Below are 21,583 nucleotides of genomic sequence, written 5' to 3'. Positions count from 1 at the left end.
AGGCATCACTCGATCTCCCGATTCGATGAAGCCCTTAAGCCTAAATGCGTTACCTATGTCTCCCGACACCCGTTACCTATGTCCCCCGGCTGAACACTCCGCGCACCAGGCGGTTCAACGAGTGCACTTTGGTGCGCGGAGCACAGCCTACGAAATCAAAAGCCCGCCGCTTGGCGGGCTTTTTTTTGGGGATGGATGGAACGAGCCACCGTCGTTCCCGCGCAGGCGGGAACCCAGAATTTACCGGCGTACACCGACAGACGCCCCAGCAGCGTTCTGCTCACGAGGCTGGATTCCCGCCTGCGCGGGAATGACGATTTGGAATCCGAAATTTTCGAGTAGAAAGTGTGCACCGCTCTACTGCACCCATCGCGGGTAATAACCCAGCCTGTCCTGCACCGCCGCGTCATGCGCCGGAACAATGGTCAGCTGGGGGTTGTGCTGCGCCAGATCATGCACGGCTTTCAGCACATTGGCCGTCTGTTCGCGGTCGTTGTCGACCATATTGCGGCTGAACCAGAATTTTTCATGGGGCCCGGTAAAACCCTCGAGTCGCCAACTGGCATCGCCGGTAAAAAAGAAGCGCCGCCCATCGTCCAGCGTCAGAAACAGGCCCACCGACCCCGGCGTATGGCCCCGTAACGACACCAGCACCAGGCTGCCATCGCCAAACAAGTCGAGGCTTTCGCTAAAGCCCATAAAGGGCTCGGGTTCCAGCGCATACGGTCGCCATTGCACCTTATGTTTGAACTGGCTGGGCAGCACGGCCGGTGGCGTGGCGATATGGCTGAACTCGATATCTTCATAGGGCGCCCACACCGGCACTTCGGGAAAGTCCACCAGCGCTGAGGCGTGGTCCCAATGCACGTGGGACAGCACAATGCGGTCGATTGTGATGCCGTCGCGGTCCAGCTGGTCGCGTGCCGGCGTCACCGGGCCGTATTGCAGCAGCGGCTTGTCCCAGGCCGGCATTTCTTCGAACTGGCTGTCCACCTGCCGGCCGAGCCCTGTATCGAACAACAGCGTGGCAGCGTGGTGCTGGACCAACACGGCGGTGTGGTTGACCTTGACCTTGTCGGTCCAGCTGCCGCCCTCGTAAGTAAAGGCGTCGAGGGTTTCGGTCTGCGAGGTTTTTATCAGGCTGAAGCGCAGGCCATCGGCCACGCTCGGCAGGCTGAACAGCAACAACAACAGCAAGTGGCGCGGGCGCATGGCGGGGCGTTCCTTGGCAAAGACGAGGAGGGCGGTGTTTACAGGCCGGGCATGCCGATATAGCCGGGCAATGCACGCACACGGGCGAACCAGGCGTGCAGGTGCTTGTAGGGGCTGAGGTCGATAGCGCCTTCGCCAGCCAGCGCTACGTAGGGGTAAACGGCGATGTCGGCGATGGTCGGCGCATCGCCTTCGGCCAGCCAGTGGTGCTGGGCGAGGTGGGCATCGAGTAGGGCCAGGGTGGCCAGCGAGGCGGCGGTCACTTTTGCCACGTCGATGGGCATGCCGAATTTTTTATGCAACCGCGCCATGTTCGGGCCCTGGTGCACTTCATGGGCAGCAAAGCTGAGCCATGAGGCCACGCGGGCCTGGCTCAACGGTTCCAGCGGCAGCCAGCTTTCGGCGCCGTAACGGCGGGCGAGGTAGGTGAGGATGGCTTGGGAGTCGACCACGATCGCGCCGTCATCTTCCAGCGCCGGCAGCAGCCCACGGGGGTTGATGCGCAAGTACGCCTCACCGCGGTGCTCGCCGCCGAGGATGTTCACGCTCTGCAATTGCGCGCGCTGGCCGATCAGGCCGAGAAACAGGCGCACTTTGTAGCAGTTGCCGGACAGTTCCATATCGTAAAGACGCATAGTGGTTCGCTCTTGTAGTGAGGTTGGTAATAGATACTAGATAGACAGGTCTGTCTATTTCAAGTAAAACTTTTCCTACACCCGGTTGGCGTCTTTCAGGGGCTGGCGAGGCCCGCGCATAATGGCGGCCCTCAGGAGGCCTTACATGGCAGCAAGCAAACGCGAGCAATTGATCGAAACCGCCCTGTCGCTGTTCAACCGCGTGGGCTATCACGCCACCGGCATCGACCGCATTCTGGCCGAGTCGGGCGTGGCCAAAATGACCCTCTACAACCACTTCAAATCCAAGGACGAGCTGATCGTCGCCGCGCTTGAATCGCGTTTTGGCGAGATTCGCCAGCGCCTGGATTTCGCCCGCGAGCACCTCGAACCCCGGGCCGCCGTGCTGGGCGCTTTCGATGGCTTGCAGGAGTGGCTAAAGCAGGACGATTTCTGCGGCTGCCTGTTTCTCAGTGCAGCGGCCGAGTTTTCTGATCGCGCTCATCCGGTGCATCAGCAAGCCGCCGAGCAAAAGCGCTTTTTCGCCCGCTATTTCGAAGATGCCCTCCAGCGCCTCGGCGTCGCTCAGCCCGGCATGCTTGCCCGGCAATTGCAGTTTCTGTTCGAGGGCGCAGTGGAAATGGCCCACTTGCTTGGGCCTGATCAGCAGGCGGCGGAGGCCAAGGCCGCCGCGCTGGTGCTGTTGGATGCTGCCAGGGCTGCGCGCTGATTTTTCGGGTTGTTGTCCTGGTGTTGCGCAGGACCATTTGTCGGGCGTGTGGCGAAATGCCCTCAACTATTGGCAAACGGTGCCGTCAACCTTGCAGATGTCCTGTCGAGGAAAACGACCATGGCTACTTCTTCTGCTGCCTTTGTGCCAAGCAATCTGCGCACCGGCAATGTAGGCAATGCTTCTACTTCTTCCAGCGGTGCCGTTGACCCGCAAAAAACCCTGGCCAACCGCCTGGCCGACAAGCTGGGCCTGAAGCCCGGCGAGTTGAATGGCAAGGCCAGCGATTTCACCCCGGACAAGGTGTCCGACCGAATCGTGGGTTTTGTCGGTGGCGTGCTGAAGAGCAAGGCGGCTGACGGCGCGGACCCGGCCGAGCTGCAAGACATGCTGGACAAGATGCGCAAAGGCGTCGAAGACGGTTTTGCCGAGGCCAAAAAGATTCTTGATGGACTTGGCGTGCTCAAAGGCTCGGTGGCCGCCGATATCGAAGAAACCTTCAACAAAATTACCGCAGGCCTGGATAAGCTCGCCGAGGCATTTGGCTTGCCCGCAGCGGGCAGCGATACCAGTACCGGTGAGCCGACCTCCATCACCGGTGACTACAGCGACCGCAACTACCAGGCCCAGGCGCAGAGCTTCAATCTCGACCTGACCACCCTGGACGGCGACAAGATACATATTGAAGCGGCCAATGCTTCATCCAGCGACAGTACGTCGTCGGCTGACGGCAGTTCGTCATCGACCAAGACCATGCAAGTGGCCGGTTATTCGGTGCAGGTGGACGGCGATTTGAGCGATGAGGAAATGGCGTCGTTGAAGGACTTGTTTAGCAAGGTCTCCGATATTTCCGACAAGTTCTACTCTGGTGATCTGCAAGGCGCGTTCGACCAGGCCGTGAAGCTGGATATCAACGGCACCCAACTGGCGACCATGTCATTGAACATGACCACCGCCAGCGTACGCGCCACCGAAACCTATGGCTCGGTGGCCGGCGGCAGCAAAGCCGGGGCCAGCAACAGTGCGTTGCAGGACTATGCCAAGAGCCTCGTGGATGGCCTGCAAACCGCCAGCGGGCTGTCGGATGACCCGGCAAAAATCATGTCCAACCTGCTCAAGGGCGCGTTCAGCCTGGACGACCGCTTCGACCAGCAAGACCTGGACAAAGCGCAGACCCTCAACGACCGCCTGCTCAGCGGCCTCAAAGGTCTGGTCACCCCGCAAGAACAGACCACGGCGACTGCCAGCGACGTGTGAGTCGGCTAAACTGCGCCTCATCTTTTTCCTTGAGGCGCAGCGATGCTTCCCGAATGCCAATTGTTCGGCACCCTAGGGTGTCATCTCTGTGAAGTGGCTGAAGCGCTGCTGATGCCCTTTGTCGAGCACGGCTTGCTCGTGGAGCTGGTGGATATCGGCGACGACGAAACCCAGGTGGACCTCTACAGTCTGCGTATTCCGGTGTTGCGCCGCTGTGATAGCGGCGCGGAGCTGAACTGGCCGTTCGATGCCGATCAGGTGGCGGCCTTTCTTCGCTGAGGCCTTTTCGCTAGCCGTCAGTCGTCGTCTTTCTCGCCACGACGGCGGGGCGGTGGCGGGGTGTCTTCAAACACGGCGGCTACTTCAGCCGCCATTTTTTCGCTCGGAAAAGGCCCGGCCACCTGTTCGCCAGCGGCTGAACACATCCACCAGTTACCGGCGCCGATCTGCTTGATCACATAACCGTTTACGGTTTTTTCCGCGCTCATATTTATTCTCGATAAAGGAATGGTTGGGCTGGCGTTGCCGTGTTCATTAAAGGCGAAAACGAGCCCAATAAAAAACCCGCCAAGAGGGCGGGTTTTTCAGGGATTGGTCGGAGAGACAGGATTCGAACCTGCGACCTTCTCGTCCCGAACGAGACGCGCTACCAAGCTGCGCTACACTCCGAATGAGGCCAGATTTTACTGAAAAAGTTTTAGCGCACAAGGGGTTAGCCAGAAAATTTTCTTACGCGGGCTAACCCGTTTTCGTGCTGCCTTAGAGTTCTTTAACGGTACGAACCTGGTCTTTGTTGACCTTGGTGCGTTTGCCGTCCAGTTGCTCGAATTGATAAAAGCCAGAGTCGCTGTCGTATTCAGGTTCGTCGACGGTTTGAATCTCGCGACCGTCGTTCAGGGTAATTACCGAAGGCGAAGCGCAACCGGCGAGAGCGGCAAGGCCAAAGGCCAAAGCGAGGGCGGGAATAGTCCGCAGAGTCATGGGTTTTTCTCCGTTATAGGCAGACGAATGTCTGCGCGTGAGGCTCAGCTTTTTGCGCTGCATGAGACGCAAGCCTAACGGTCAAGTTCAGTGGGGGCCGTGATTGCTTTTCGTAGGAGCGGCTTGAGCCGCGATGCGCTTTTGCACGAATCGCGGCTAAGCCGCTCCTACGCTTTGCCTGCTATTGCTCCGTCTGCGCCAACAACTCCGGTGTATTCAGATTGGCCAAGCGCCCATCGTCCTCGGCCAAATCCAGATAAATCGCCTCATGCCGTTCAAACACCTGCCGCGGGCTGCGTTTGCCGGCCTGCCAGGCTTGCTCGACGCCCGCTGCAATGCTCGTCGGCAGCACGCTGAACAACGGCTCCCACTGCGCGCCTCGGCGCAGCATCAGCGGTTTTTGCGCCTGCTGCGCCAAGCGCCCCATGGCCTGCAATAACGGCAAATCCACTAACGGCGCATCGCACGGCAATACCAGTAACCAGGGGTGCCGAGCCACGGCCAGCCCCGCGCGAATGCCTGCCAACGGTCCGCAAAAATCCGGGTTGTCGTCGCTTACCACTTGGTCGGCATAGGTTGCGTAGGTGGTCTGATTGCGGTTGCAGGAGATGATCAAGTTATCGGTCAAGGGCCGCGTCAGCGTGTGCAAATGCGCGATCAAGGGCTGGCCGCGCCAGGCCACCAGGCCCTTGTCCAGGCCGCCCATGCGCTGGCCGCGGCCGCCCGCCAGTAACAGAATCGAACAGGTGGGCAGGGAGGTCGAATCGGTCATGGGCGCTCCTGGCGCGATAAGGGCGAGGGCTGTGATATAAACACCGACCTGCCTCCCCTACAACCGGATCGAGCCTATGAACACCAAGGCTGAAGCACCCTTTGTGCCCCTGAATATCGCTGTACTGACCGTCAGCGACACCCGTACCGTCGAGACCGATACCTCCGGCCAACTCTTTGTCGATCGCCTCACTGCCGCCGGCCACAACCTGGCTGAGCGCGTATTGCTTAAAGACGATCTGTACAAAATCCGCGCTCAGGTCGCCACCTGGATTGCCGAAGACACCGTGCAAGTGGTGCTGATTACCGGCGGTACCGGCTTTACCGGCCGCGACAGCACGCCTGAAGCCGTGGCCTGCCTGCTGGACAAACAGGTGGACGGTTTTGGCGAGCTGTTCCGGCAGATTTCGGTCGCCGATATCGGCACCTCCACCATCCAGTCCCGCGCCTTGGCCGGGCTGGCCAATGGCACCCTGGTGGTCTGCCTGCCCGGTTCGACCAACGCCTGCCGCACTGGCTGGGACGGCATCCTTGCCGAGCAGTTGGATAACCGTCATCGCCCGTGCAATTTTGTGCCGCACCTGAAACAGGCCGCGCCCTGCGCGACGCGCGGATGAGCGAAGCCAAACGCCCCGGCCTGCTGCCGGTTGAGCAGGCGCTGGAGCGCTTGCTGGCGCTGGCCGAAGCCGCACCGATTACCGAGGTAGAGCGCGTGGCCCTGGCCGATGCCCATGGCCGCGTGCTGGCCGAGCCGCTGGTGGCCAGCCTCGATCTGCCGCCCTGGCCCAACAGCGCCATGGACGGTTATGCCTTGCGCATAGCCGACTGGGCCGGTGAGCCACTGGCCGTTACCCAACGCATCTTTGCCGGCCAGGCGCCGCAACCGCTTGAGCCCGGCACCTGTGCACGCATCTTCACCGGCGCGCCGGTGCCGGCTGGCGCCGACGTGGTGGAAATGCAGGAAAACGCCGAGGTGCTGGACGACGGTCGCGTGCGGTTTACCGAGCCCCTCAAGGTGGGCCAGAACATCCGCCCGCAAGGCCAGGAAACCCGCGTGGGGGAAACCGTGCTGGTGACCGGTACGCGGTTGAACTCGATCAAGCTCGGCCTGTGCGCGACGCTTGGCGTGGCCCAATTGCAGGTAGTGCGCCGCCCACGTGTGGCGGTGTTATCTACCGGTGACGAGCTGATCGAGCCCGGCCAGCCGCTGGGCCCGGGGCAGATCTACAACAGCAACCGCACCTTGCTGATCCAGTGGTTGAAGCAAGTCGGCTGCGAGGTGATCGACGGCGGCATTCTGCCGGATAACCTCGAAATGACGCGCGAACGCCTCGGCGCCTTCAACGGCGTGGACTTGATTCTTTCCACCGGCGGCGTGTCGGTGGGTGAAGCGGATTTTCTTGGGCATGCCCTGCGTGAAGAGGGCGAGCTGGCGCTGTGGAAATTGGCCATCAAGCCCGGCAAGCCGCTTACATTTGGCCATTTTCGGGGCGTGCCAGTGATTGGCTTGCCCGGTAACCCGGCCTCGACGCTGGTGACCTTCGCGTTGCTGACCCGGCCGTATTTGCTACGCCGTATGGGCGTGCAAGAAGTCATGCCGCTGCGCTTCTCAGTGCCCGCCGGGTTTGTATGGCGTACCGCGGGTGAGCGTCGTGAATACCTGCGCGCGCGTATCGAAGACGGCCGTGCGGTGCTCTACAGCAACCAGAGTTCGGGCGTGCTGCGCAGCGCGGCGTGGGCGGAAGGCTTGGTGGAAGTGCCGCAAGGGCGGACGTTGAGCGAAGGGGAGAGCGTGAACTTTATTCCCTTGAGTGAAGTGCTGAACTAGCCGACACCGCATGTAGTGTTTGTTCGCAAATTAGTGCCACCTGGATCCCCGCCTGCGCGGGGATGACGGTGATTGTCGCAAAGACACCGTCATTCCCGCGCAGGCGGGAATCCAGAATATTGCAGGTGTCATCAGCTTCTGGATTACGCATCCGCACCCTTGCGATGCACCTCGCGATACTCCCCCGGCGTCATCCCGGTCCATCCCTTGAAGCTGCGGTGGAACGAGCGTGATTCGGTAAACCCCAGGTAATACGCAATATCCTGCACCGGCAACGTGCTGCGGGTGAGGTAATGCTCGGCCAATTCCTGCCGCAGTTGGTCGAGAATTTCCTGGTAACTGGTGCCGGCCTGCTGCAAATGCCGCTGCAGGGTACGCACGGTCATCTCGAATTTTTCCGCCACCCGCTCTTTGCGCGGCAGGCCATCTTTGAGCAACAAGCGCAGGGCGTTTTTCACCCGCAGCGGCAGCGGCTCGCCTTCGTCCAAACCGGCCATCAAGGTCAGGGCGTGTTCTTCCAACGTACGCAGCAAATTGGCGTCGGCCTGGCGCAGCGGCACCTGCAAATATTCCATCGGCACCAGTAGGGCATTGACGTCTTGCCCAAACTTCACCGGGCAACCAAACACGCTTTCGTACTCGGCCACATCGGTACCGGCCGGCTGAGCATGCTCGAACCACACCTCGCGCGGCGAGGCCTGCATATCGGCAATCCAGCGCGCGTAGAGCAGCCAGGAGGTCAGCACGTTCTCAACCATATGCCGACGAATTTCCGCCGGCTGATGGCGGCAACTCCAGATCAACCGCAAGTGATCGCCCGCCGGTTCCAGGCGGCTGACGCCCATGTCGCCCACCAGTTTTTCGTACGGCACGATGCGGCTCATGGCTTCGCCGAGGGTGGCGCAGTTCATGGTGATATAGCCCAACACGCTCCAGGAGCCTGGCTGGGTGAAGTGGGCCGCGTGCAGGCCAAACAGCGGGTCGGTGGACTCGCGCAGCAAATAGTCGAGGAGTTTTTCGTGGGCTTCGCTGGGCAGGCGCCGGCTGTTGTCTTCCAAATCGCTTGGCACAAGGCCGGCAGCGCTGAGGGCGGCGGCTTGGTTTAGGCCAAGCTGTTCGGCGTGGCGCAGGTACTTGAGCAGCGCAGGAACTGAGGTGTAGCCAAGTGCTTGCATGGCGTCGTTCTTATTTTGGTGGACTGTCTTGATTGGCCACAGAGGCTGTCCTGTTTCGACAGTGACGGCATCCAGCGGCCCGCTAGTATAGGCAGCCAGATCACGCGAAACCTACTGCGCTCGGCCGGGCAAGGCTCGCTACGGTTTCACGCGATCTGGATATCGACTCGAAACTGGCACAAGGAGACAGGCATGCGGCGTTGGAACGGTTGGGGTGATGAGGCCACGGTGGTGGAGTTGCCGGCCCATGGCGGCGCGTTTCTCGCCGCGTTGATCGGCCCCGGCCAGCCGCTGCCCGACGCCAGCCTGGCGCAGGTGCTGGCGCAGGTGCCAGCTTCGCGCCTGGCGGTGCACCCGCTGGTAAGTACGGACGCCGAAGTGCGTGTACGCCATGCCCGCGGCCAAAGCCTGCCGGACTGGCTGGCGATGCGCGAAGGCCGTTTCGAGGTGTTCCCCGACGGCGTGGCACTGCCGGAAACCCCCGCGCAAATCCGCGAGCTGCTGGCCTGGGCGGCGGAGCAGGATGTGCTGGTAATTCCCTATGGCGGCGGCACCTCGGTGGCCGGCCATATCAACCCGCAGGCCGGCGCCAAGCCGGTGCTGACGCTGTCGCTGGAGCGCATGAGCCGCCTGCTGGAGCTGGATGAGCAGAGCCTGATCGCTACCTTCGGCCCCGGCGCCAGCGGCCCGCAGGTGGAAAGCCAACTGCGCGCACGCGGCTACACCCTCGGCCACTTTCCCCAGTCGTGGGAGCTGTCGACCCTCGGCGGTTGGGTGGCCAGCCGTTCCAGCGGCCAGCAGTCGCTGCGCTACGGGCGTATCGAGCAGTTGTTTGCTGGCGGCACGCTGGAAACCTTCGCCGGCACCTTGCAGATCCCGACCTTCCCGGCCTCGGCCGCCGGCCCCGACCTGCGCGAACTGGTGCTGGGTTCCGAAGGCCGTTTTGGCGTGATTTCTTCGGTGCAGGTGCGGGTGACCAAGCTGGCGGTGGAAGAGAAGTTCTACGCTGTGTTCCTGCCGTCCTGGGCCAAGGCCCTGGAGGCGATTCGTACCCTGGGCCAGGCGCGAGTGCCGCTCTCTATGCTGCGCCTGTCCAACGCCATCGAAACCGAAACCCAGCTGGCGCTGGCCGGCCATCCGGAGCAGATTGCCTGGCTGGAAAAATACCTGGCCCTGCGCGGCGCCCGCGCCGGCAAATGCATGCTGACCTTCGGTGTAACCGGTAACCGCGGGCAAAACGCCTTGTCGCTCAAACAGGCCAAAAGCCTGCTGAAAAGCTTTGGCGGCGTGTTCACCGGCACCTTGCTTGGCAAGAAGTGGGCAGAAGGGCGCTTCCGTTTTCCGTACCTGCGTGAAGGCCTGTGGCAAGCCGGCTATGCCGTCGACACCCTGGAGACCGCCACCGATTGGGCCAACGTCGACAGCCTGCTGAACAAGATCGAAGCCAGCCTGCGCGGCGGGCTGAGTGACGAGGGCGAACAGGTGCATGTGTTTACCCACCTGTCCCATGTGTATGGCGAAGGCTCTAGCATCTACACCACCTACGTGTTCCGCCCAGGCAGTGACTACGCCACCACCCACAAGCGCTGGCAAAAACTCAAGCACCTGGCCAGCAGCACCGTGGTAAACAACCGCGGCACCATCAGCCACCAGCACGGTGTGGGGCGCGACCATGCCCCGTATTTGCCGGTGGAGAAGGGTGAACTGGGCATTGCCGCCTTGCAGGCCATGGCCAATCACTTCGACCCCGACCAGCGCCTGAACCCCGGCGTATTGCTGAAATGACAACGGCCTGGAACGCGGCCTGGCGCGAGCATGCGCTGGCCGAGCTGGCGGCGCGGGACTGGGACTTGATCGTGGTGGGCGGCGGCATCAGCGGTGCCGGTATTCTGCGTGAGGCGGCGCGGCGAGGCTGGCGTTGCCTGTTGATCGAACAGCGCGATTTTGCCTGGGGCACCTCCAGCCGCTCGTCGAAGATGGTGCACGGCGGCCTGCGCTATATCGCCAAGGGCCAGTTCAAGCTCACCCGCGATTCGGTCCATGAGCGCCAGCGCCTGCTCGGTGAAGCGCCCGGCCTGGTCGATCCGCTGAGTTTTGTGATGCCCCATTACCAGGGCCAGTTTCCCGGCCCGGCAGTATTCGGCACGCTGCTGCGGGTGTATGACGCTCTGGCCGGCAAACGCAACCACCAATATTTCCCCAAGGCCGACCTGCACTACCTGGCGCCTGGCCTGAAAGACCAGCAATTGCAAGGCGGCACGCGTTTTTTCGATGCGGTGACCGACGACGCCCGGCTGGTGATGCGTGTGCTGGGCGAAGCCCGTGCCGACGGTGGTGAGGCGCTCAATGGCTTGAAAGTGCTGGAGCTGACCCGCGCCGATGGGCGCGTAAACGGCCTGCAGGCTGAAGACAGCGAAAGCGGCCAGCGTTATCACTTCAAGGCCGGCGTGGTAGCACAGGCCACCGGCGCCTGGGCGGACCGTTTGCGCAAGCAAGAAGGCGGCGAGCATATCCGCCCCCTGCGCGGCAGCCATCTGCTGCTGTCGGCCTGGCGCCTGCCACTGGCCCATGCCTTCAGCTTTATGCACGCCGCTGACCGCCGCCCGGTGTTTGTTTTCCCCTGGGAAGGCGCCACGGTAATTGGCACCACCGACCTTGACCACGGCGAGGACATCGACCTGGAGGCGCGTATCAGCCCGCAGGAGGTCGAGTACCTGCTGAGCGCCTGCGCCCAGCAGTTTCCCCATGCACAGATTGGCGCGCAGGACGTGCTCTCCACCTGGGCCGGCGTGCGCCCGGTGGTGGCCAGCGGCGCCGCCAGCCTCAAACCGTCGGATGAAAAACGCGAGCATGTGCTGTGGACCGAGCCCGGCAGCGTGACGCTGGCCGGCGGCAAGCTGACCACTTTCCGGTTGCTCGCCCTGGAGGTGCTGAACGCCTGCGCGCCGATGCTGGGCAAAACCCTGAGCGATTCAGGCAGCGCCGTTTTCCGCCCGGTTGTTTTGCCTGAACTCGCCGGCCTGACGGCGGGCCAACGGCGCCGCCTGGCCGGCCGCTACGGTTGTACGTTGCCACTCTTGCTGCCGTTGCTGGAGGAGATTGGCAGCGAGTGCGTCGGTGCCAGTGACACCCTGTGGGCCGAGCTGGCGTTTGCCGCCGAGCACGAGCTGGTGCTGCATCTGGATGACTTGTTGCTACGCCGCACCCGCCTAGGCCTGCTGCTGGCCAAGGGCGCCGCCGAGTACCTGCCGCGTGTTCGCCAACTGTGCCAAGCGCGGCTGAACTGGAGCGACGCGCGCTGGCAGCAGGAGCAGCAGGATTATCTGAGCCTGTGGCAGCGCTGCTACAGCCTGCCGACAGAACAACAATAAAAGGCCCGAGCCATGAGCGAAAAAAGTTACCTGCTGGCCATCGATAACGGCACCCAGAGTGTGCGCGCCTTGCTGTTCGACCTCGAAGGCAATCTGCTCGGCAAGGGCAAGGTCGACCTGCAGGCCTACTACTCGAAAAACCCCGGCTGGGCCGAGCAAGACCCCGAGTATTACTGGCAGAGCCTGGGCGAGGCGTGTCGGCTGCTGTGGCAACAGGTGGATATCGACAAGCGCCAGATCAAGGGCGTATCGCTCACCACCCAGCGCGGCACCATCATTACCGTGGACGCCGCCGGCAAGCCGCTGCGCCCGGCCATTCTCTGGCTCGATCAGCGCCGGGCCGAGGTGCGCGGCACTATCAAAGGGCCGTGGGGCTGGCTGTTCAAGCTGATCCGCGAAGAGGCCACGGTGGATTACTTCCGCGCCCAGGCCGAGGTGAACTGGCTGGCGCAGGAGCAACCGCAGCTGTGGGCCAAAACGGACAAGGTGCTTTTGCTGTCGGGCTTTCTCACCCACCGCTTGTGCGACCGCTTTGTCGATTCGGTGGCCTGTTGCGTCGGCTATCTGCCGTTCGACTACAAACGCCTGAAGTGGGCGGCACGCAGCGACTGGAAATGGCAGGCGATGCCGGTGCAGCCCCACCAACTGCCGGAGCTGGTGAAACCCGGCGAGCGCCTGGGCGTGATCACGGCCGAAGCCGCCCGCCACACGGGTATTCCCGAAGGCTTGCCGCTGATTGCCGCCGGCGCCGACAAGGCCTGCGAAGTGCTAGGGGCGGGCGGGGTGGAGCCGAGCACGGCGTGTTTGTCGTATGGCACCACGGCCACCATCAACACCACGCGGCGCACGTACCTGGAAACCGTGCCGCTGATTCCGCCGTTTCCGGCCGCCATTCCCGATCATTTCAATACCGAGGTGATGATTTACCGTGGGTTCTGGATGGTCAGTTGGTTCAAGCAGGAATTCGGCCTGCGGGAAATGCAGCGGGCCAAGGAGCTGGGGGTGGAGCCCGAAGCGCTGTTCGACGAACTGGTGAACAGCGTGCCGGCTGGCTCCATGGGCCTGATGTTGCAGCCGTACTGGACGCCGGGCATTCGGGAGCCGGGGCTGGAGGCCAAGGGCTCGATCATCGGCTTTGGCGACGTGCATACCCGCGCGCATATCTACCGCGCCATTCTGGAAGGCCTGGCCTATGCACTCCGCCAGGGCAAAGAGCAGATCGAAAAGCGCTCGCGCAGCAAAATCACCCGGCTGCGGGTGTCCGGCGGGGGCTCGCAAAGCGATGCGGCGATGCAATTGACGGCGGATATCTTCGGCTTGCCGGCCGAGCGGCCGCACGTGTATGAAACCTCGGGCCTGGGCGCGGCCATCGATTGTGCCGTCGGTCTAGGCCTGCACCCGGACTTTCCCACCGCCATTGCGGCCATGACCCGCGTCGGCCAGGTATTCACGCCCAACCCGCAAGCGCAACGAATCTATGAACGCTTGTACCGCGAGGTGTACCAACGCATGTATAAGCAGCTCAAACCGCTATACCAGAGCATTCGCAAAATTACCGGGTACCCTGCATAGGGTTCGGCAGGCCTCGGTTGCTGGTGCTAGGGTTGGCCAAGCATTTAAGGGATTAACCGATGACCGAGCGCAAAGCCTTACTGATTCTGCACGGCAAGCAAGCCCTCAACGAAGACGTGCGCGCTGCCGTGCAGGCCCGACGCGATGAGGGCTGGGATTTGGCCGTACGGGTGACCTGGGAAGGCGGCGACGCCCAGCGCCTGGTGGCTGAAGCGCTGGCGGCGGGTTACCCGACCATTATTGCCGGCGGCGGTGATGGCACCTTGCGTGATGTGGCCGAAGCCATGGCCCTGGCAGACGCAGACGCAGACGCCAGCCTGGTGCTGCTGCCGCTGGGCACCGCCAATGATTTCGCCCGCGCCGCTGGCGTGTCGTTGTTGCCGCACGAGGCGCTGGCCTTGCTGGATGAGGCCGCCACGCCCATCGACCTGGGCGAGGTGGATGGCCAGTTATTCCTCAATATGGCCACCGGCGGCTTTGGTTCGAAAATTACCGCCAACACCTCCGAAGACCTCAAACGCGTACTCGGCGGCGCTGCGTATTTCCTCACCGGGCTGACCCGCTTCTCCGATGTGCATGCCGCGTTTGGCCGCTTCAGCGGGCCGGATTTTTCCTGGGAGGGCGACTTTCTGGCCCTCGGTATCGGCAACGGTCGCCAGGCCGGCGGCGGCCATGTGTTGTGCCCGCAGGCCTGTGTAAACGACGGGTTGCTGGATATCTGCATCATTCCGGCGCCGCAGGATGTGGTGGGTACATTGGGCACCTTGTTGTCGGGCGGCATCCTCGGGCTGGAAAGCGTCTCGATCAACGCGCGCCTGCCGTGGGTGGAAATCGAAGCGCCGGAAGGTCTGGACCTCAACCTCGACGGCGAGCCGCTGGAAAGCAAGGCCCTGCGCTTCAATGCCCGGCCGGCGGCGTTGCGTGTACACCTGCCACCAGGCTCACCGCTGTTGGATGCGATTGCGTTGGGCATGGACGGCTGAATAAAGCCGGAGCAGACTGCCGAGGGTGTGCGATTGTGCCTACAGTGATGGCACGGCATGATGGCACCCACGTCAGACACATTTCAGTTGTGTCACTTGCCGCCGATAAGGTGGCTAGCAACAGCTAGACTCGACAGACACAACAGGAGCACAGCATGGCCGGCATTCTCGACTCAGTGGACCAACGCACCCAATTGGTGGGTGAGAACCGCCTGGAAATCCTGATGTTCCGCCTGGCAGGCCGGCAATTGTTCGCGATCAACGTGTTCAAGGTGCAGGAAGTTCTGCAGATGCCCAAGCTCACCTTGATGCCCCATCGCCATCCGTTTGTCTGCGGGGTGGTCAGCCTGCGCGGCCAGACCCTGCCGGTCATCGACCTGTCGCAAGCCATCGGCATGCGCCCGATCGTGCCGGATGTGAACAGCACCATCATCGTCACTGAATACAACCGCTCGGTTCAGGCCTTTCTGGTCGGCGGTGTGGACCGCATTCTCAACCTCAATTGGGACTCCATCCTGCCGCCGCCCGGTGGCGCTGGTCGTCAGCACTACCTGACGGCGATCACCAAGGTGGAAGAGCAGTTGGTGGAAATCATCGACGTGGAAAAAGTGCTGGCCGAGATCGTGCCGTACAACGCCAAGATTTCCGGCGACCGCCTGGCCGACCCGCTGCTGGAAAAAGCCCGTGGCCGCGAAGTGCTGCTGGTGGACGACTCCAGCGTGGCGCTGGCCCAGCTGCGTGACACCCTGTCTCAACTCGGGCTGAAACTGCACGTGGCCACCGACGGCCTCAAAGGCCTCAATCAGCTGAAAAAGTGGGCCGATGAAGGCCACGTGATGACCGACAAATTGCTGATGATCTTCACCGACGCTGAAATGCCGGAAATGGACGGCTATCGCCTGACCACCGAGATTCGCAGCGACGCGCGGCTTAAAGACTTGTATGTGGTGCTGCATACCTCGCTGTCAGGCAGCTTTAACGAGGCGATGGTGAAGAAGGTGGGCTGCGATAACTTCCTGTCCAAGTTTCAGCCCGACAAGCTGGTGGACGTAATTCGCGAACGCCTGATGCTTGATGAATAACTCGTAGGGCGTGCTGCGCTGATCGTGGTGCAGTAACGCTCTTGCTCTCGTAGGGTGTGCTATGCGCACCGAGCGATCCCTACGCAATCGCAACGGTGCGCGCAGCACACCCTACAAGAGCAACCGCGTTTCGCCGTTCGGTGATCGAACTGCTTGAGTGCCGCCCTGCCAATTCCGTATAACGGTCCCTTGTGAACGCCACCCAGGACCTTCGTTATGCGTCTTTCCGCCCTTTACCGTTTCCCCCTGAAATCCGCCATTGGCGAAAGCCTGCCGCGTGTGCAGCTCGACAACATCGGCATGCTCGGTGACCGGCGCTGGATGCTGGTGGACGCCAATAACGGGCGTTTTTTCACGCAGCGGGCAATGGCGCATATGTCGCAGCTGTCGGCACTGTGGAATGCGCAGGGCGGCCTGACGTTGAGCGCCGAGGGGTTCCAACCGCTGGATGTGCCGGTACCGGGACCGGACGCGGACATGCGCGGCGCCTTTATCTGGAGCGACAGCATGGTGGTGCCGGATGCCGGCGACGAGGCGGCCGACTGGCTTAGCCGCTTTCTCGGTAAGGCCTGCCGCCTGGTACACGTGCCAGTGGATCGTGCGCGGGATATTCCCGGCAGCCTCGGGCCGCAGGAGAAAGTGGGTTTCCCTGATGGGTTTCCATTGCTGCTGATTGGCCAGGCCTCGCTGGACGATCTGTCCGCCCGCGTTGGCCGGCCACTGGAAATGCTGCGGTTTCGCACCAACTTGGTGGTGGAAGGCAGCGAACCCTATGCCGAAGACAGCTGGAAGCGCATCCGCATCGGCGACGTCGAGTTTCGTGTGGTCAAGGGCTGCACCCGCTGCATTATGACCACCATTGACCCAAAGACCGGCCAGCGCAGCAGCGATCGCGAACCGCTCACCACCTTGAAAACCTATCGAGAGAAAGAGGGCGAGGTGTATTTCGGGCAGAACCTGATCAATGAAGGGGCAGGGGAGTTGGCGGTGGGGATGGATGTCGAGGTGTTGGAGTAAACCTCGAGGTAGGAGCCAGCAAGCTGGCTCCTACAAAAAATACAACTTATTGGTCGTCAAAAAACCGCTCATGCCAATCCACCAACGGCTGCGGTGCATTGAGCTTAAAGCCGTAGATCACCGCGTAAGACAGCACGTTCTGCACGTACTGGCGGGTTTCGTCGAACGGAATGGTTTCCACCCACACGTCATACGCCAGGTGGTTCGAGCCTTTGAGCCATTGGCGCACGCGGCCGGGGCCGGCGTTGTAGGCGGCTGAGGCTAGTACGCGGTTGCCGTTGAACTGGCCATGCACCTGGCTCAGGTAGGCCGCGCCCAGTTGCACATTCTTGTCCGGGTCCAGCAGTTGCTGCGGGGCGAACGGAATGCTGAATTTGCGCGCGGTTTCCTTGGCGGTGGCGGGCATCAGTTGCATCAGGCCACTGGCGCCGACGCCGGAGCGGGCGTCGTCCATAAAGGCGCTTTCCTGGCGAGTGATCGCAAACACCCAGCTGGAATGCAGGCCGCGTACTTTGGCTTCGCGCACCAGGGTGCCCTGGTGGGCCATCGGGAAACGCACGTCCAGGTCGTCCCAGTACTGCGCCTGGCTGATGGTGCGAATGGCGGGAAAGTACCAGCGTTTTTCATAGGCCAGGCGCGCCTGGGCCACCAGTTCGTCGCGGCTGAACAGACGGCTGACGTGGTACCACTCGCGGCGGCCATCGACGATCTGGCCACGGTCGTGGAATTCCAGGGCGCGGCGAATGCCCGGTGTGTTGCGCACTTTCTGCACCAGCTTGGGGTCCAGCAGCAGCGGCTTGTTGGTCAGCTGGTACGGGGTTTTCAGCTGGTCGGCGGCCATAAAGCCGTAGAAGTCGCGCTCCCTGGAGACCGGTTGGTATAGCAGCAGGGCCGGGCCCTGGTTGTTCGGGTCGGCCAGTTGCTGGCTGCGGGCCTGCCAGTAGCGCCAGCGGTTGGTGCTGGCCAGGTCTGCCGGCATGCGGCGAATCAACTGGTTAGCCTCGCTCCAGCGGCCCAGGCGCAAGAGCAGGCGCGCGCGCCATTCGGTGACGGTGTTGTCACGCAGTTCAGGGTCGTACTGGGTCATGATCGGCAGGGCGCGATCATCGAAGCTTTTCGCCAGGGTCAGGCCGATTTCGCGGGCGATGGCGACCTTTTCTTCCATCGAGAACGGCAAGCGTTGGGTGTAGTCGTTCAGCAGGCTGATGGCTTTTTCCGGGTCGGTTTTGGCCAAGCGGCGTAGGCCGATACTCACCACGTCGGCCATGGTCTGACTGGCGGGCATAAAGCGACCGGTCTGGGTCAGCATGGTCGGCTTTTGCGCCACGTCGATCATCAGCTGGCCTTGGCTGCCAAGGGTCGGCAGGGTCTGGGTCAGGTGGCTGGCCAGACTGTAATTGCGCGCTTGTACCGCCAGTTTCAGGCGTTTCCAGCGCATGGTTTCGGTGAGCTGACCGGCATTGGCCCACATGCTGAACAGCGGCTCACAGGCATCGGGCTGCGACTTGCCAACCAGCCAGAGTTTTTCTGCGCTGGCATAGCCTTCGGCGGTCTGGCCGCTGATGAGCTGGTGCTGGCCGTTGAGGCAGTCCAGCTCGGTGAAATTCATCTTGGGGTCGTAGTACTTGACGAACGGCTTCCAGTCGCCGCGCTCGGCCAGCCAGCGCAACCAGCGCAGTTTCATCCAGTTCGCTTGCGGCAGGTCGCCATGCTCGGCGAGGAATTTCTCGATTTCGGCGTTACTCGCGCTTTTCAGCCGATAGGTCAGTTCGTCATACGCCAGGTAGGGTTCCAGCGGGTAGTCGGCCAGGGCATTGGCGTACTTGCGGTAAGGGCCGCTGTCACCTTTAGCCAGGGCACGTTTGGCCTCGTCGTAGAACAAGCGTTGCTGCGCCAGGCTGGCGGCCGCAGAGGCTTGGAGGGTGACCGAGGAGAGAAGCAGGCAGGAAAACAGGCAGAGCAGACGACCGCGCATGACACTTCCGAACTGAATATTCTGAAAGACGCGCCGTTGGCTGGGCGCTCAAGGGGGCTAGCTTAGCCTTTTGGTATGGGCTTGCGTAGGGCGAATATGCGCGCAGCGGATATCCGCCGCGGGTCTCGGCGCGGTATACCGATGGGTCGCGGATTGTGTATCGGCGTATATCGCCTTTGGCGATATACGCCCTACGCCCCGGTTGAAAGTACGCGCGCGCCTGCGCAAAAAAATGCCACCCGGCCCACGGCGCAACTCGGTAGAATGCGCGCCCAGTTTTGCCGTTGCCAAAAGCGTGCGGCAAAGAGATTTCCAGCGGCGGTTGCGCCACGCGCCAACCGCCGCAGCTATTCCCCTCGAGGCGACCATGCTGCTCAAGTTCACCGATGTTTCCCTGGCCTATGGCGCAATGCCGCTGCTGGACAAGATTTCCTGGCAGATCGCCCGTGGCGAGCGGGTGTGCATCATCGGCCGCAACGGCACCGGTAAATCCAGCCTGCTGCGTCTGGTGAAAGGCGACCGCCTGGGCGACGACGGCGCGGTGTGGCGCGCCCCGGGCCTGAAAATCGGTGAGCTGCCGCAGGAATTGCCGGTGGCCGACGGGCGTACCGTGTTCGATGTGGTGGCCGAAGGCCTGGACGGTGTTGGCGCCTTGCTCGCCCAGTACCACCACCTGAGCATGAATATCGTCACCGACGAAGACCTCAACAAGCTGATGCACGTGCAGCAAGAGCTGGAGGCCAAAGACGGCTGGCGCTTGCAGCAACTGGTGGACAGCACCCTGAGCCGCCTGCAACTGCCGGCCGATAAAACGCTGGCCGAGCTGTCCGGTGGCTGGCGTCGCCGGGTACTGCTGGCCCAGGCGCTGGTGTCCGAGCCCGATCTGCTGCTGCTCGACGAACCGACCAACCACCTGGATATCGGCGCCATCGCCTGGCTGGAAGACGCCCTGAAGGATTTCCAGGGCGCCGTACTGTTTATTACCCACGACCGGTCCTTCTTGCAGAACCTGGCTACACGCATTCTCGAACTGGACCGCGGCGGCCTGATCGACTGGAACGGCGATTACGCGAGCTTTCTGGTGCATAAAGAGGCGCAACTGGCCGCCGAAGAAACGGCCAACGCCCTGTTTGACAAACGCCTGGCCCAGGAAGAAGTGTGGATTCGTCAGGGCATCAAAGCCCGTCGAACCCGTAACGAAGGCCGCGTACGTGCGCTGAAGGCCCTGCGTGTTGAACGCAGTGAGCGTCGTGAGCGCACCGGCAAGGCCAACATTCAGCTGGATACTTCGGAAAAATCCGGTAAGCAGGTGATGGTGCTGGAGAACGTCAGCTTCGCCCACCCGGGCGGCCCGACCCTGATCAAGGATTTCTCCATGGTGCTGCAGCGTCAGGACCGTATCGGTCTGCTCGGCGCTAACGGTACCGGCAAAACCACCTTGCTCAAGCTGATGCTCGATAACCTGCAGCCCACCAGCGGCACGGTGGAAGTGGGTACACGGCTGGAAGTGGCGTACTTCGACCAGTTGCGCCATCAGTTGGACCTGGAAAAGACCGTGATCGACAACGTCGCCGAGGGGCGCGACTTTATCGAAATCGATGGCCAGAACCGCCACGTGTTGAGCTACCTCGGCGACTTCCTGTTCAGCCCGCAGCGTGCGCGTACGCCGGTCAAAGCGTTGTCCGGTGGTGAGCGTGCCCGTCTGTTGCTGGCTAAGCTGTTTAGCAAGCCGGCCAACCTGCTGGTGCTGGACGAACCGACCAACGACTTGGACGTGGAAACCCTCGAACTGCTGGAAGAAGTGCTGTCCAACTTCGCCGGCACCGTGCTGATGGTCAGCCACGACCGGGCATTCCTCGACAACGTGGTGACCAGCACCCTGGTTTTCGAAGGCGAAGGCAAGGTGCGCGAGTATGTGGGTGGTTATCAGGACTGGCTGCGTCAGGGCGGTTCGCCAAAACTGTTGGGCGTAGGCGAAAGCAAATCCGGCAAGCCGGAAACCACCGCGCCGGCGCCGGTCGCTACTGTGGTGGAGGCTGCCGAGATTCCGGTGGCGAAGAAAAAGCTCAGCTACAAACTGCAGCGTGAACTCGAAGCTCTGCCGGGTTTGATTGACGCGCAGGAAGGCAAGATCGCTGAATTGAACGAAGAAATTGCCGGGCCAACTTTCTATCAGCGTCCGGCGGCGGAAAGCGCTGCGGTGCTGGCTCTGCTCGACAGTGCGCAGCAAGAGCTGGATGCGCTGCTGGAGCGTTGGGCAGAGTTGGACGACTGATAAGCGGGGCGCACACCTGAATGGCCATCGAGTACCGGATTTCCCTCGACGATAGTCATGAGTTTGGCTATCGCATCGAACTTGACCGTGAATACGACCAGGAGCGGGCGCTATTGGCGCCGGCCTGGACGCGGCTGGAATATCACCAGTGCAGCAACTGCCCGCTCAAACGCGAGCAGTACAGCCACTGCCCGGCGGCGGTGGATCTGCATCGGGTAATCGAAGACTTTCAGGGTTTGCCGGCTTTTCAGAAAGCCCATTTCTGGGTGCGTACGCCCGAGCGTGAATACAGCAAGCAGGCCGGTCTGGAGGAGGGCTTGCGCGCCTTGCTCGGCCTGATCATGCCCACCAGCGCCTGCCCGATGCTGAGCAAACTGAAGCCGATGGCGTTCAACCATCTGCCTTTTGCCAATAATCAGGAATTTATTCTGCGGGTGGTGTCGCTGTATCTGGCGCGCCAGTACTTCAACTTTCGCGAAGGACGTCATGCGGACTGGGAGCTGAAGGGGCTGGTGCGTTTATTCCAGCAATTGCAGCTGGTGAACCAGGCGTTCTGGCAGCGCATTCACGATGTGTGTGAAGGCGACTCGAACCTCAAGGCGTTTCTGACGTTTTTCTCGATGTCGACGAGCATCACCCATTCGCTGGAAACGCAGCTGCAGAAGATTCGGCCGATGGTGATGAGTGCGGGGGATTTGCCGGAGTAACGGCGGCGGCCAGGCGTGGAGAAACCCTGTTTC

The 21,583-nt window shown here is 62.0% G+C and carries 20 protein-coding genes and 1 tRNA gene; 13 read left to right on the top strand and 8 right to left on the bottom strand.

The window, feature by feature from the left end:
• Positions 1–357: 357 nt before the first annotated feature.
• Entirely contained in the window at positions 358–1,212 is an 855-nt protein-coding gene (locus tag PKE98_RS18800; RefSeq protein ID WP_271196856.1) for an MBL fold metallo-hydrolase, read from the bottom strand.
• A 38-nt stretch (positions 1,213–1,250) separates the two neighbouring features.
• Positions 1,251–1,847 (bottom strand): glutathione S-transferase family protein, encoded by a 597-nt coding sequence (locus tag PKE98_RS18795; RefSeq protein WP_271196855.1) that lies wholly within the window; start codon positions 1,845–1,847, stop codon positions 1,251–1,253.
• Positions 1,848–1,992: 145 nt separating this feature from the next.
• On the opposite strand from PKE98_RS18795, the gene PKE98_RS18790 reads away from it, so the two are divergent.
• From PKE98_RS18790 to PKE98_RS18780, 3 genes are all read left to right on the top strand, one after another.
• Complete coding sequence (locus tag PKE98_RS18790; RefSeq protein WP_271196854.1) at positions 1,993–2,556, top strand: TetR/AcrR family transcriptional regulator; 564 nt, start codon at positions 1,993–1,995, stop codon at positions 2,554–2,556.
• A gap of 120 nt (positions 2,557–2,676) precedes the next feature.
• On the top strand, positions 2,677–3,813 hold the full coding sequence (locus PKE98_RS18785) for a DUF5610 domain-containing protein (protein ID WP_271196853.1): 1,137 nt from the start codon (positions 2,677–2,679) through the stop codon (positions 3,811–3,813).
• Between the two features lie 42 nt (positions 3,814–3,855).
• The gene (locus tag PKE98_RS18780; protein WP_271196852.1) at positions 3,856–4,092 is read left to right on the top strand and encodes a glutaredoxin family protein; all 237 of its coding nucleotides are present in this window, start codon (positions 3,856–3,858) and stop codon (positions 4,090–4,092) included.
• Positions 4,093–4,109: 17 nt separating this feature from the next.
• Here the strand turns inward: PKE98_RS18780 and PKE98_RS18775 are convergent, their stop codons facing one another.
• The 4 genes from PKE98_RS18775 to mobA form a co-directional block, all read right to left on the bottom strand.
• Positions 4,110–4,301: a hypothetical protein gene (locus PKE98_RS18775; protein WP_271196851.1), complete on the bottom strand. Its 192-nt coding sequence runs from the start codon at positions 4,299–4,301 to the stop codon at positions 4,110–4,112.
• A 104-nt stretch (positions 4,302–4,405) separates the two neighbouring features.
• Positions 4,406–4,482: transfer RNA gene (locus PKE98_RS18770), tRNA-Pro, on the bottom strand.
• Positions 4,483–4,572: 90 nt separating this feature from the next.
• Positions 4,573–4,794, bottom strand: a complete 222-nt coding sequence (locus tag PKE98_RS18765) for a YgdI/YgdR family lipoprotein (RefSeq protein ID WP_271196850.1) — start codon at positions 4,792–4,794, stop codon at positions 4,573–4,575.
• A gap of 181 nt (positions 4,795–4,975) precedes the next feature.
• A complete protein-coding gene (gene mobA / locus PKE98_RS18760; RefSeq protein WP_271196849.1) occupies positions 4,976–5,566 on the bottom strand; it encodes a molybdenum cofactor guanylyltransferase MobA in 591 nt (196 codons plus the stop codon).
• Between the two features lie 76 nt (positions 5,567–5,642).
• Here mobA and moaB point away from each other — a divergent pair, with 76 nt between their 5' ends.
• Both moaB and PKE98_RS18750 read left to right on the top strand, forming a co-directional pair.
• Positions 5,643–6,182 carry a molybdenum cofactor biosynthesis protein B gene (moaB, locus tag PKE98_RS18755; protein ID WP_271196848.1) on the top strand — a complete coding sequence of 180 codons (540 nt, stop codon included), beginning with the start codon at positions 5,643–5,645 and terminating at the stop codon, positions 6,180–6,182.
• Complete coding sequence (locus tag PKE98_RS18750) at positions 6,179–7,393, top strand: molybdopterin molybdotransferase MoeA (RefSeq protein WP_271196847.1); 1,215 nt, start codon at positions 6,179–6,181, stop codon at positions 7,391–7,393. Before moaB ends, PKE98_RS18750 begins: the two co-directional genes overlap by 4 nt.
• Before the next feature lie 143 nt (positions 7,394–7,536).
• On the opposite strand, the gene gliR is transcribed toward PKE98_RS18750, so the two are convergent.
• Complete coding sequence (gene gliR / locus PKE98_RS18745) at positions 7,537–8,568, bottom strand: AraC family transcriptional regulator GliR (RefSeq protein WP_271196846.1); 1,032 nt, start codon at positions 8,566–8,568, stop codon at positions 7,537–7,539.
• A gap of 192 nt (positions 8,569–8,760) precedes the next feature.
• On the opposite strand from gliR, the gene PKE98_RS18740 reads away from it, so the two are divergent.
• From PKE98_RS18740 to PKE98_RS18715, 6 genes are all read left to right on the top strand, one after another.
• Positions 8,761–10,353, top strand: a complete 1,593-nt coding sequence (locus PKE98_RS18740; protein WP_271196845.1) for an FAD-binding oxidoreductase — start codon at positions 8,761–8,763, stop codon at positions 10,351–10,353.
• A complete protein-coding gene (locus PKE98_RS18735) occupies positions 10,350–11,939 on the top strand; it encodes a glycerol-3-phosphate dehydrogenase/oxidase (RefSeq protein ID WP_271196844.1) in 1,590 nt (529 codons plus the stop codon). Before PKE98_RS18740 ends, PKE98_RS18735 begins: the two co-directional genes overlap by 4 nt.
• A 12-nt stretch (positions 11,940–11,951) precedes the next feature.
• A complete protein-coding gene (locus tag PKE98_RS18730) occupies positions 11,952–13,511 on the top strand; it encodes an FGGY-family carbohydrate kinase (RefSeq protein ID WP_271196843.1) in 1,560 nt (519 codons plus the stop codon).
• A gap of 59 nt (positions 13,512–13,570) precedes the next feature.
• Positions 13,571–14,494 carry a lipid kinase YegS gene (yegS, locus tag PKE98_RS18725; RefSeq protein ID WP_271196842.1) on the top strand — a complete coding sequence of 308 codons (924 nt, stop codon included), beginning with the start codon at positions 13,571–13,573 and terminating at the stop codon, positions 14,492–14,494.
• Positions 14,495–14,649: 155 nt separating this feature from the next.
• Entirely contained in the window at positions 14,650–15,576 is a 927-nt protein-coding gene (locus tag PKE98_RS18720; protein ID WP_271196841.1) for a chemotaxis protein CheV, read from the top strand.
• 216 nt (positions 15,577–15,792) lie between these two features.
• Positions 15,793–16,593 (top strand): MOSC domain-containing protein, encoded by an 801-nt coding sequence (locus PKE98_RS18715; protein WP_271196840.1) that lies wholly within the window; start codon positions 15,793–15,795, stop codon positions 16,591–16,593.
• A gap of 46 nt (positions 16,594–16,639) precedes the next feature.
• On the opposite strand, the gene PKE98_RS18710 is transcribed toward PKE98_RS18715, so the two are convergent.
• Positions 16,640–18,568 carry a transglycosylase SLT domain-containing protein gene (locus PKE98_RS18710; RefSeq protein ID WP_271196839.1) on the bottom strand — a complete coding sequence of 643 codons (1,929 nt, stop codon included), beginning with the start codon at positions 18,566–18,568 and terminating at the stop codon, positions 16,640–16,642.
• Positions 18,569–18,935: 367 nt separating this feature from the next.
• Between PKE98_RS18710 and PKE98_RS18705 the strand changes: the two genes are divergently transcribed.
• Positions 18,936–20,843: an ATP-binding cassette domain-containing protein gene (locus tag PKE98_RS18705; RefSeq protein WP_271196838.1), complete on the top strand. Its 1,908-nt coding sequence runs from the start codon at positions 18,936–18,938 to the stop codon at positions 20,841–20,843.
• A 20-nt stretch (positions 20,844–20,863) separates the two neighbouring features.
• Positions 20,864–21,550 (top strand): DUF6901 family protein, encoded by a 687-nt coding sequence (locus PKE98_RS18700; RefSeq protein WP_271196837.1) that lies wholly within the window; start codon positions 20,864–20,866, stop codon positions 21,548–21,550.
• Positions 21,551–21,583: the final 33 nt, after the last annotated feature.

Origin of the sequence: Pseudomonas turukhanskensis (assembly GCF_027922365.1) — a bacterium.
GTDB classification, from domain to species: domain Bacteria; phylum Pseudomonadota; class Gammaproteobacteria; order Pseudomonadales; family Pseudomonadaceae; genus Aquipseudomonas; species Aquipseudomonas turukhanskensis.
Note: the sequence above shows the minus strand (reverse complement) of the source record. Positions and strands in the feature narration are given on the sequence as shown.

What these genes read in the sequence shown, in the direction of transcription:
- PKE98_RS18800 (WP_271196856.1), bottom strand. Translation starts at nt 1,212, where the DNA reads ATGCGCCCGCGCCACTTGCTGTTGTTGTTGCTGTTCAGCCTGCCGAGC.
- PKE98_RS18795 (WP_271196855.1), bottom strand. Translation starts at nt 1,847, where the DNA reads ATGCGTCTTTACGATATGGAACTGTCCGGCAACTGCTACAAAGTGCGC.
- PKE98_RS18790 (WP_271196854.1), top strand. Translation starts at nt 1,993, where the DNA reads ATGGCAGCAAGCAAACGCGAGCAATTGATCGAAACCGCCCTGTCGCTG.
- PKE98_RS18785 (WP_271196853.1), top strand. Translation starts at nt 2,677, where the DNA reads ATGGCTACTTCTTCTGCTGCCTTTGTGCCAAGCAATCTGCGCACCGGC.
- PKE98_RS18780 (WP_271196852.1), top strand. Translation starts at nt 3,856, where the DNA reads ATGCTTCCCGAATGCCAATTGTTCGGCACCCTAGGGTGTCATCTCTGT.
- PKE98_RS18775 (WP_271196851.1), bottom strand. Translation starts at nt 4,301, where the DNA reads ATGAGCGCGGAAAAAACCGTAAACGGTTATGTGATCAAGCAGATCGGC.
- PKE98_RS18765 (WP_271196850.1), bottom strand. Translation starts at nt 4,794, where the DNA reads ATGACTCTGCGGACTATTCCCGCCCTCGCTTTGGCCTTTGGCCTTGCC.
- mobA (WP_271196849.1), bottom strand. Translation starts at nt 5,566, where the DNA reads ATGACCGATTCGACCTCCCTGCCCACCTGTTCGATTCTGTTACTGGCG.
- moaB (WP_271196848.1), top strand. Translation starts at nt 5,643, where the DNA reads ATGAACACCAAGGCTGAAGCACCCTTTGTGCCCCTGAATATCGCTGTA.
- PKE98_RS18750 (WP_271196847.1), top strand. Translation starts at nt 6,179, where the DNA reads ATGAGCGAAGCCAAACGCCCCGGCCTGCTGCCGGTTGAGCAGGCGCTG.
- gliR (WP_271196846.1), bottom strand. Translation starts at nt 8,568, where the DNA reads ATGCAAGCACTTGGCTACACCTCAGTTCCTGCGCTGCTCAAGTACCTG.
- PKE98_RS18740 (WP_271196845.1), top strand. Translation starts at nt 8,761, where the DNA reads ATGCGGCGTTGGAACGGTTGGGGTGATGAGGCCACGGTGGTGGAGTTG.
- PKE98_RS18735 (WP_271196844.1), top strand. Translation starts at nt 10,350, where the DNA reads ATGACAACGGCCTGGAACGCGGCCTGGCGCGAGCATGCGCTGGCCGAG.
- PKE98_RS18730 (WP_271196843.1), top strand. Translation starts at nt 11,952, where the DNA reads ATGAGCGAAAAAAGTTACCTGCTGGCCATCGATAACGGCACCCAGAGT.
- yegS (WP_271196842.1), top strand. Translation starts at nt 13,571, where the DNA reads ATGACCGAGCGCAAAGCCTTACTGATTCTGCACGGCAAGCAAGCCCTC.
- PKE98_RS18720 (WP_271196841.1), top strand. Translation starts at nt 14,650, where the DNA reads ATGGCCGGCATTCTCGACTCAGTGGACCAACGCACCCAATTGGTGGGT.
- PKE98_RS18715 (WP_271196840.1), top strand. Translation starts at nt 15,793, where the DNA reads ATGCGTCTTTCCGCCCTTTACCGTTTCCCCCTGAAATCCGCCATTGGC.
- PKE98_RS18710 (WP_271196839.1), bottom strand. Translation starts at nt 18,568, where the DNA reads ATGCGCGGTCGTCTGCTCTGCCTGTTTTCCTGCCTGCTTCTCTCCTCG.
- PKE98_RS18705 (WP_271196838.1), top strand. Translation starts at nt 18,936, where the DNA reads ATGCTGCTCAAGTTCACCGATGTTTCCCTGGCCTATGGCGCAATGCCG.
- PKE98_RS18700 (WP_271196837.1), top strand. Translation starts at nt 20,864, where the DNA reads ATGGCCATCGAGTACCGGATTTCCCTCGACGATAGTCATGAGTTTGGC.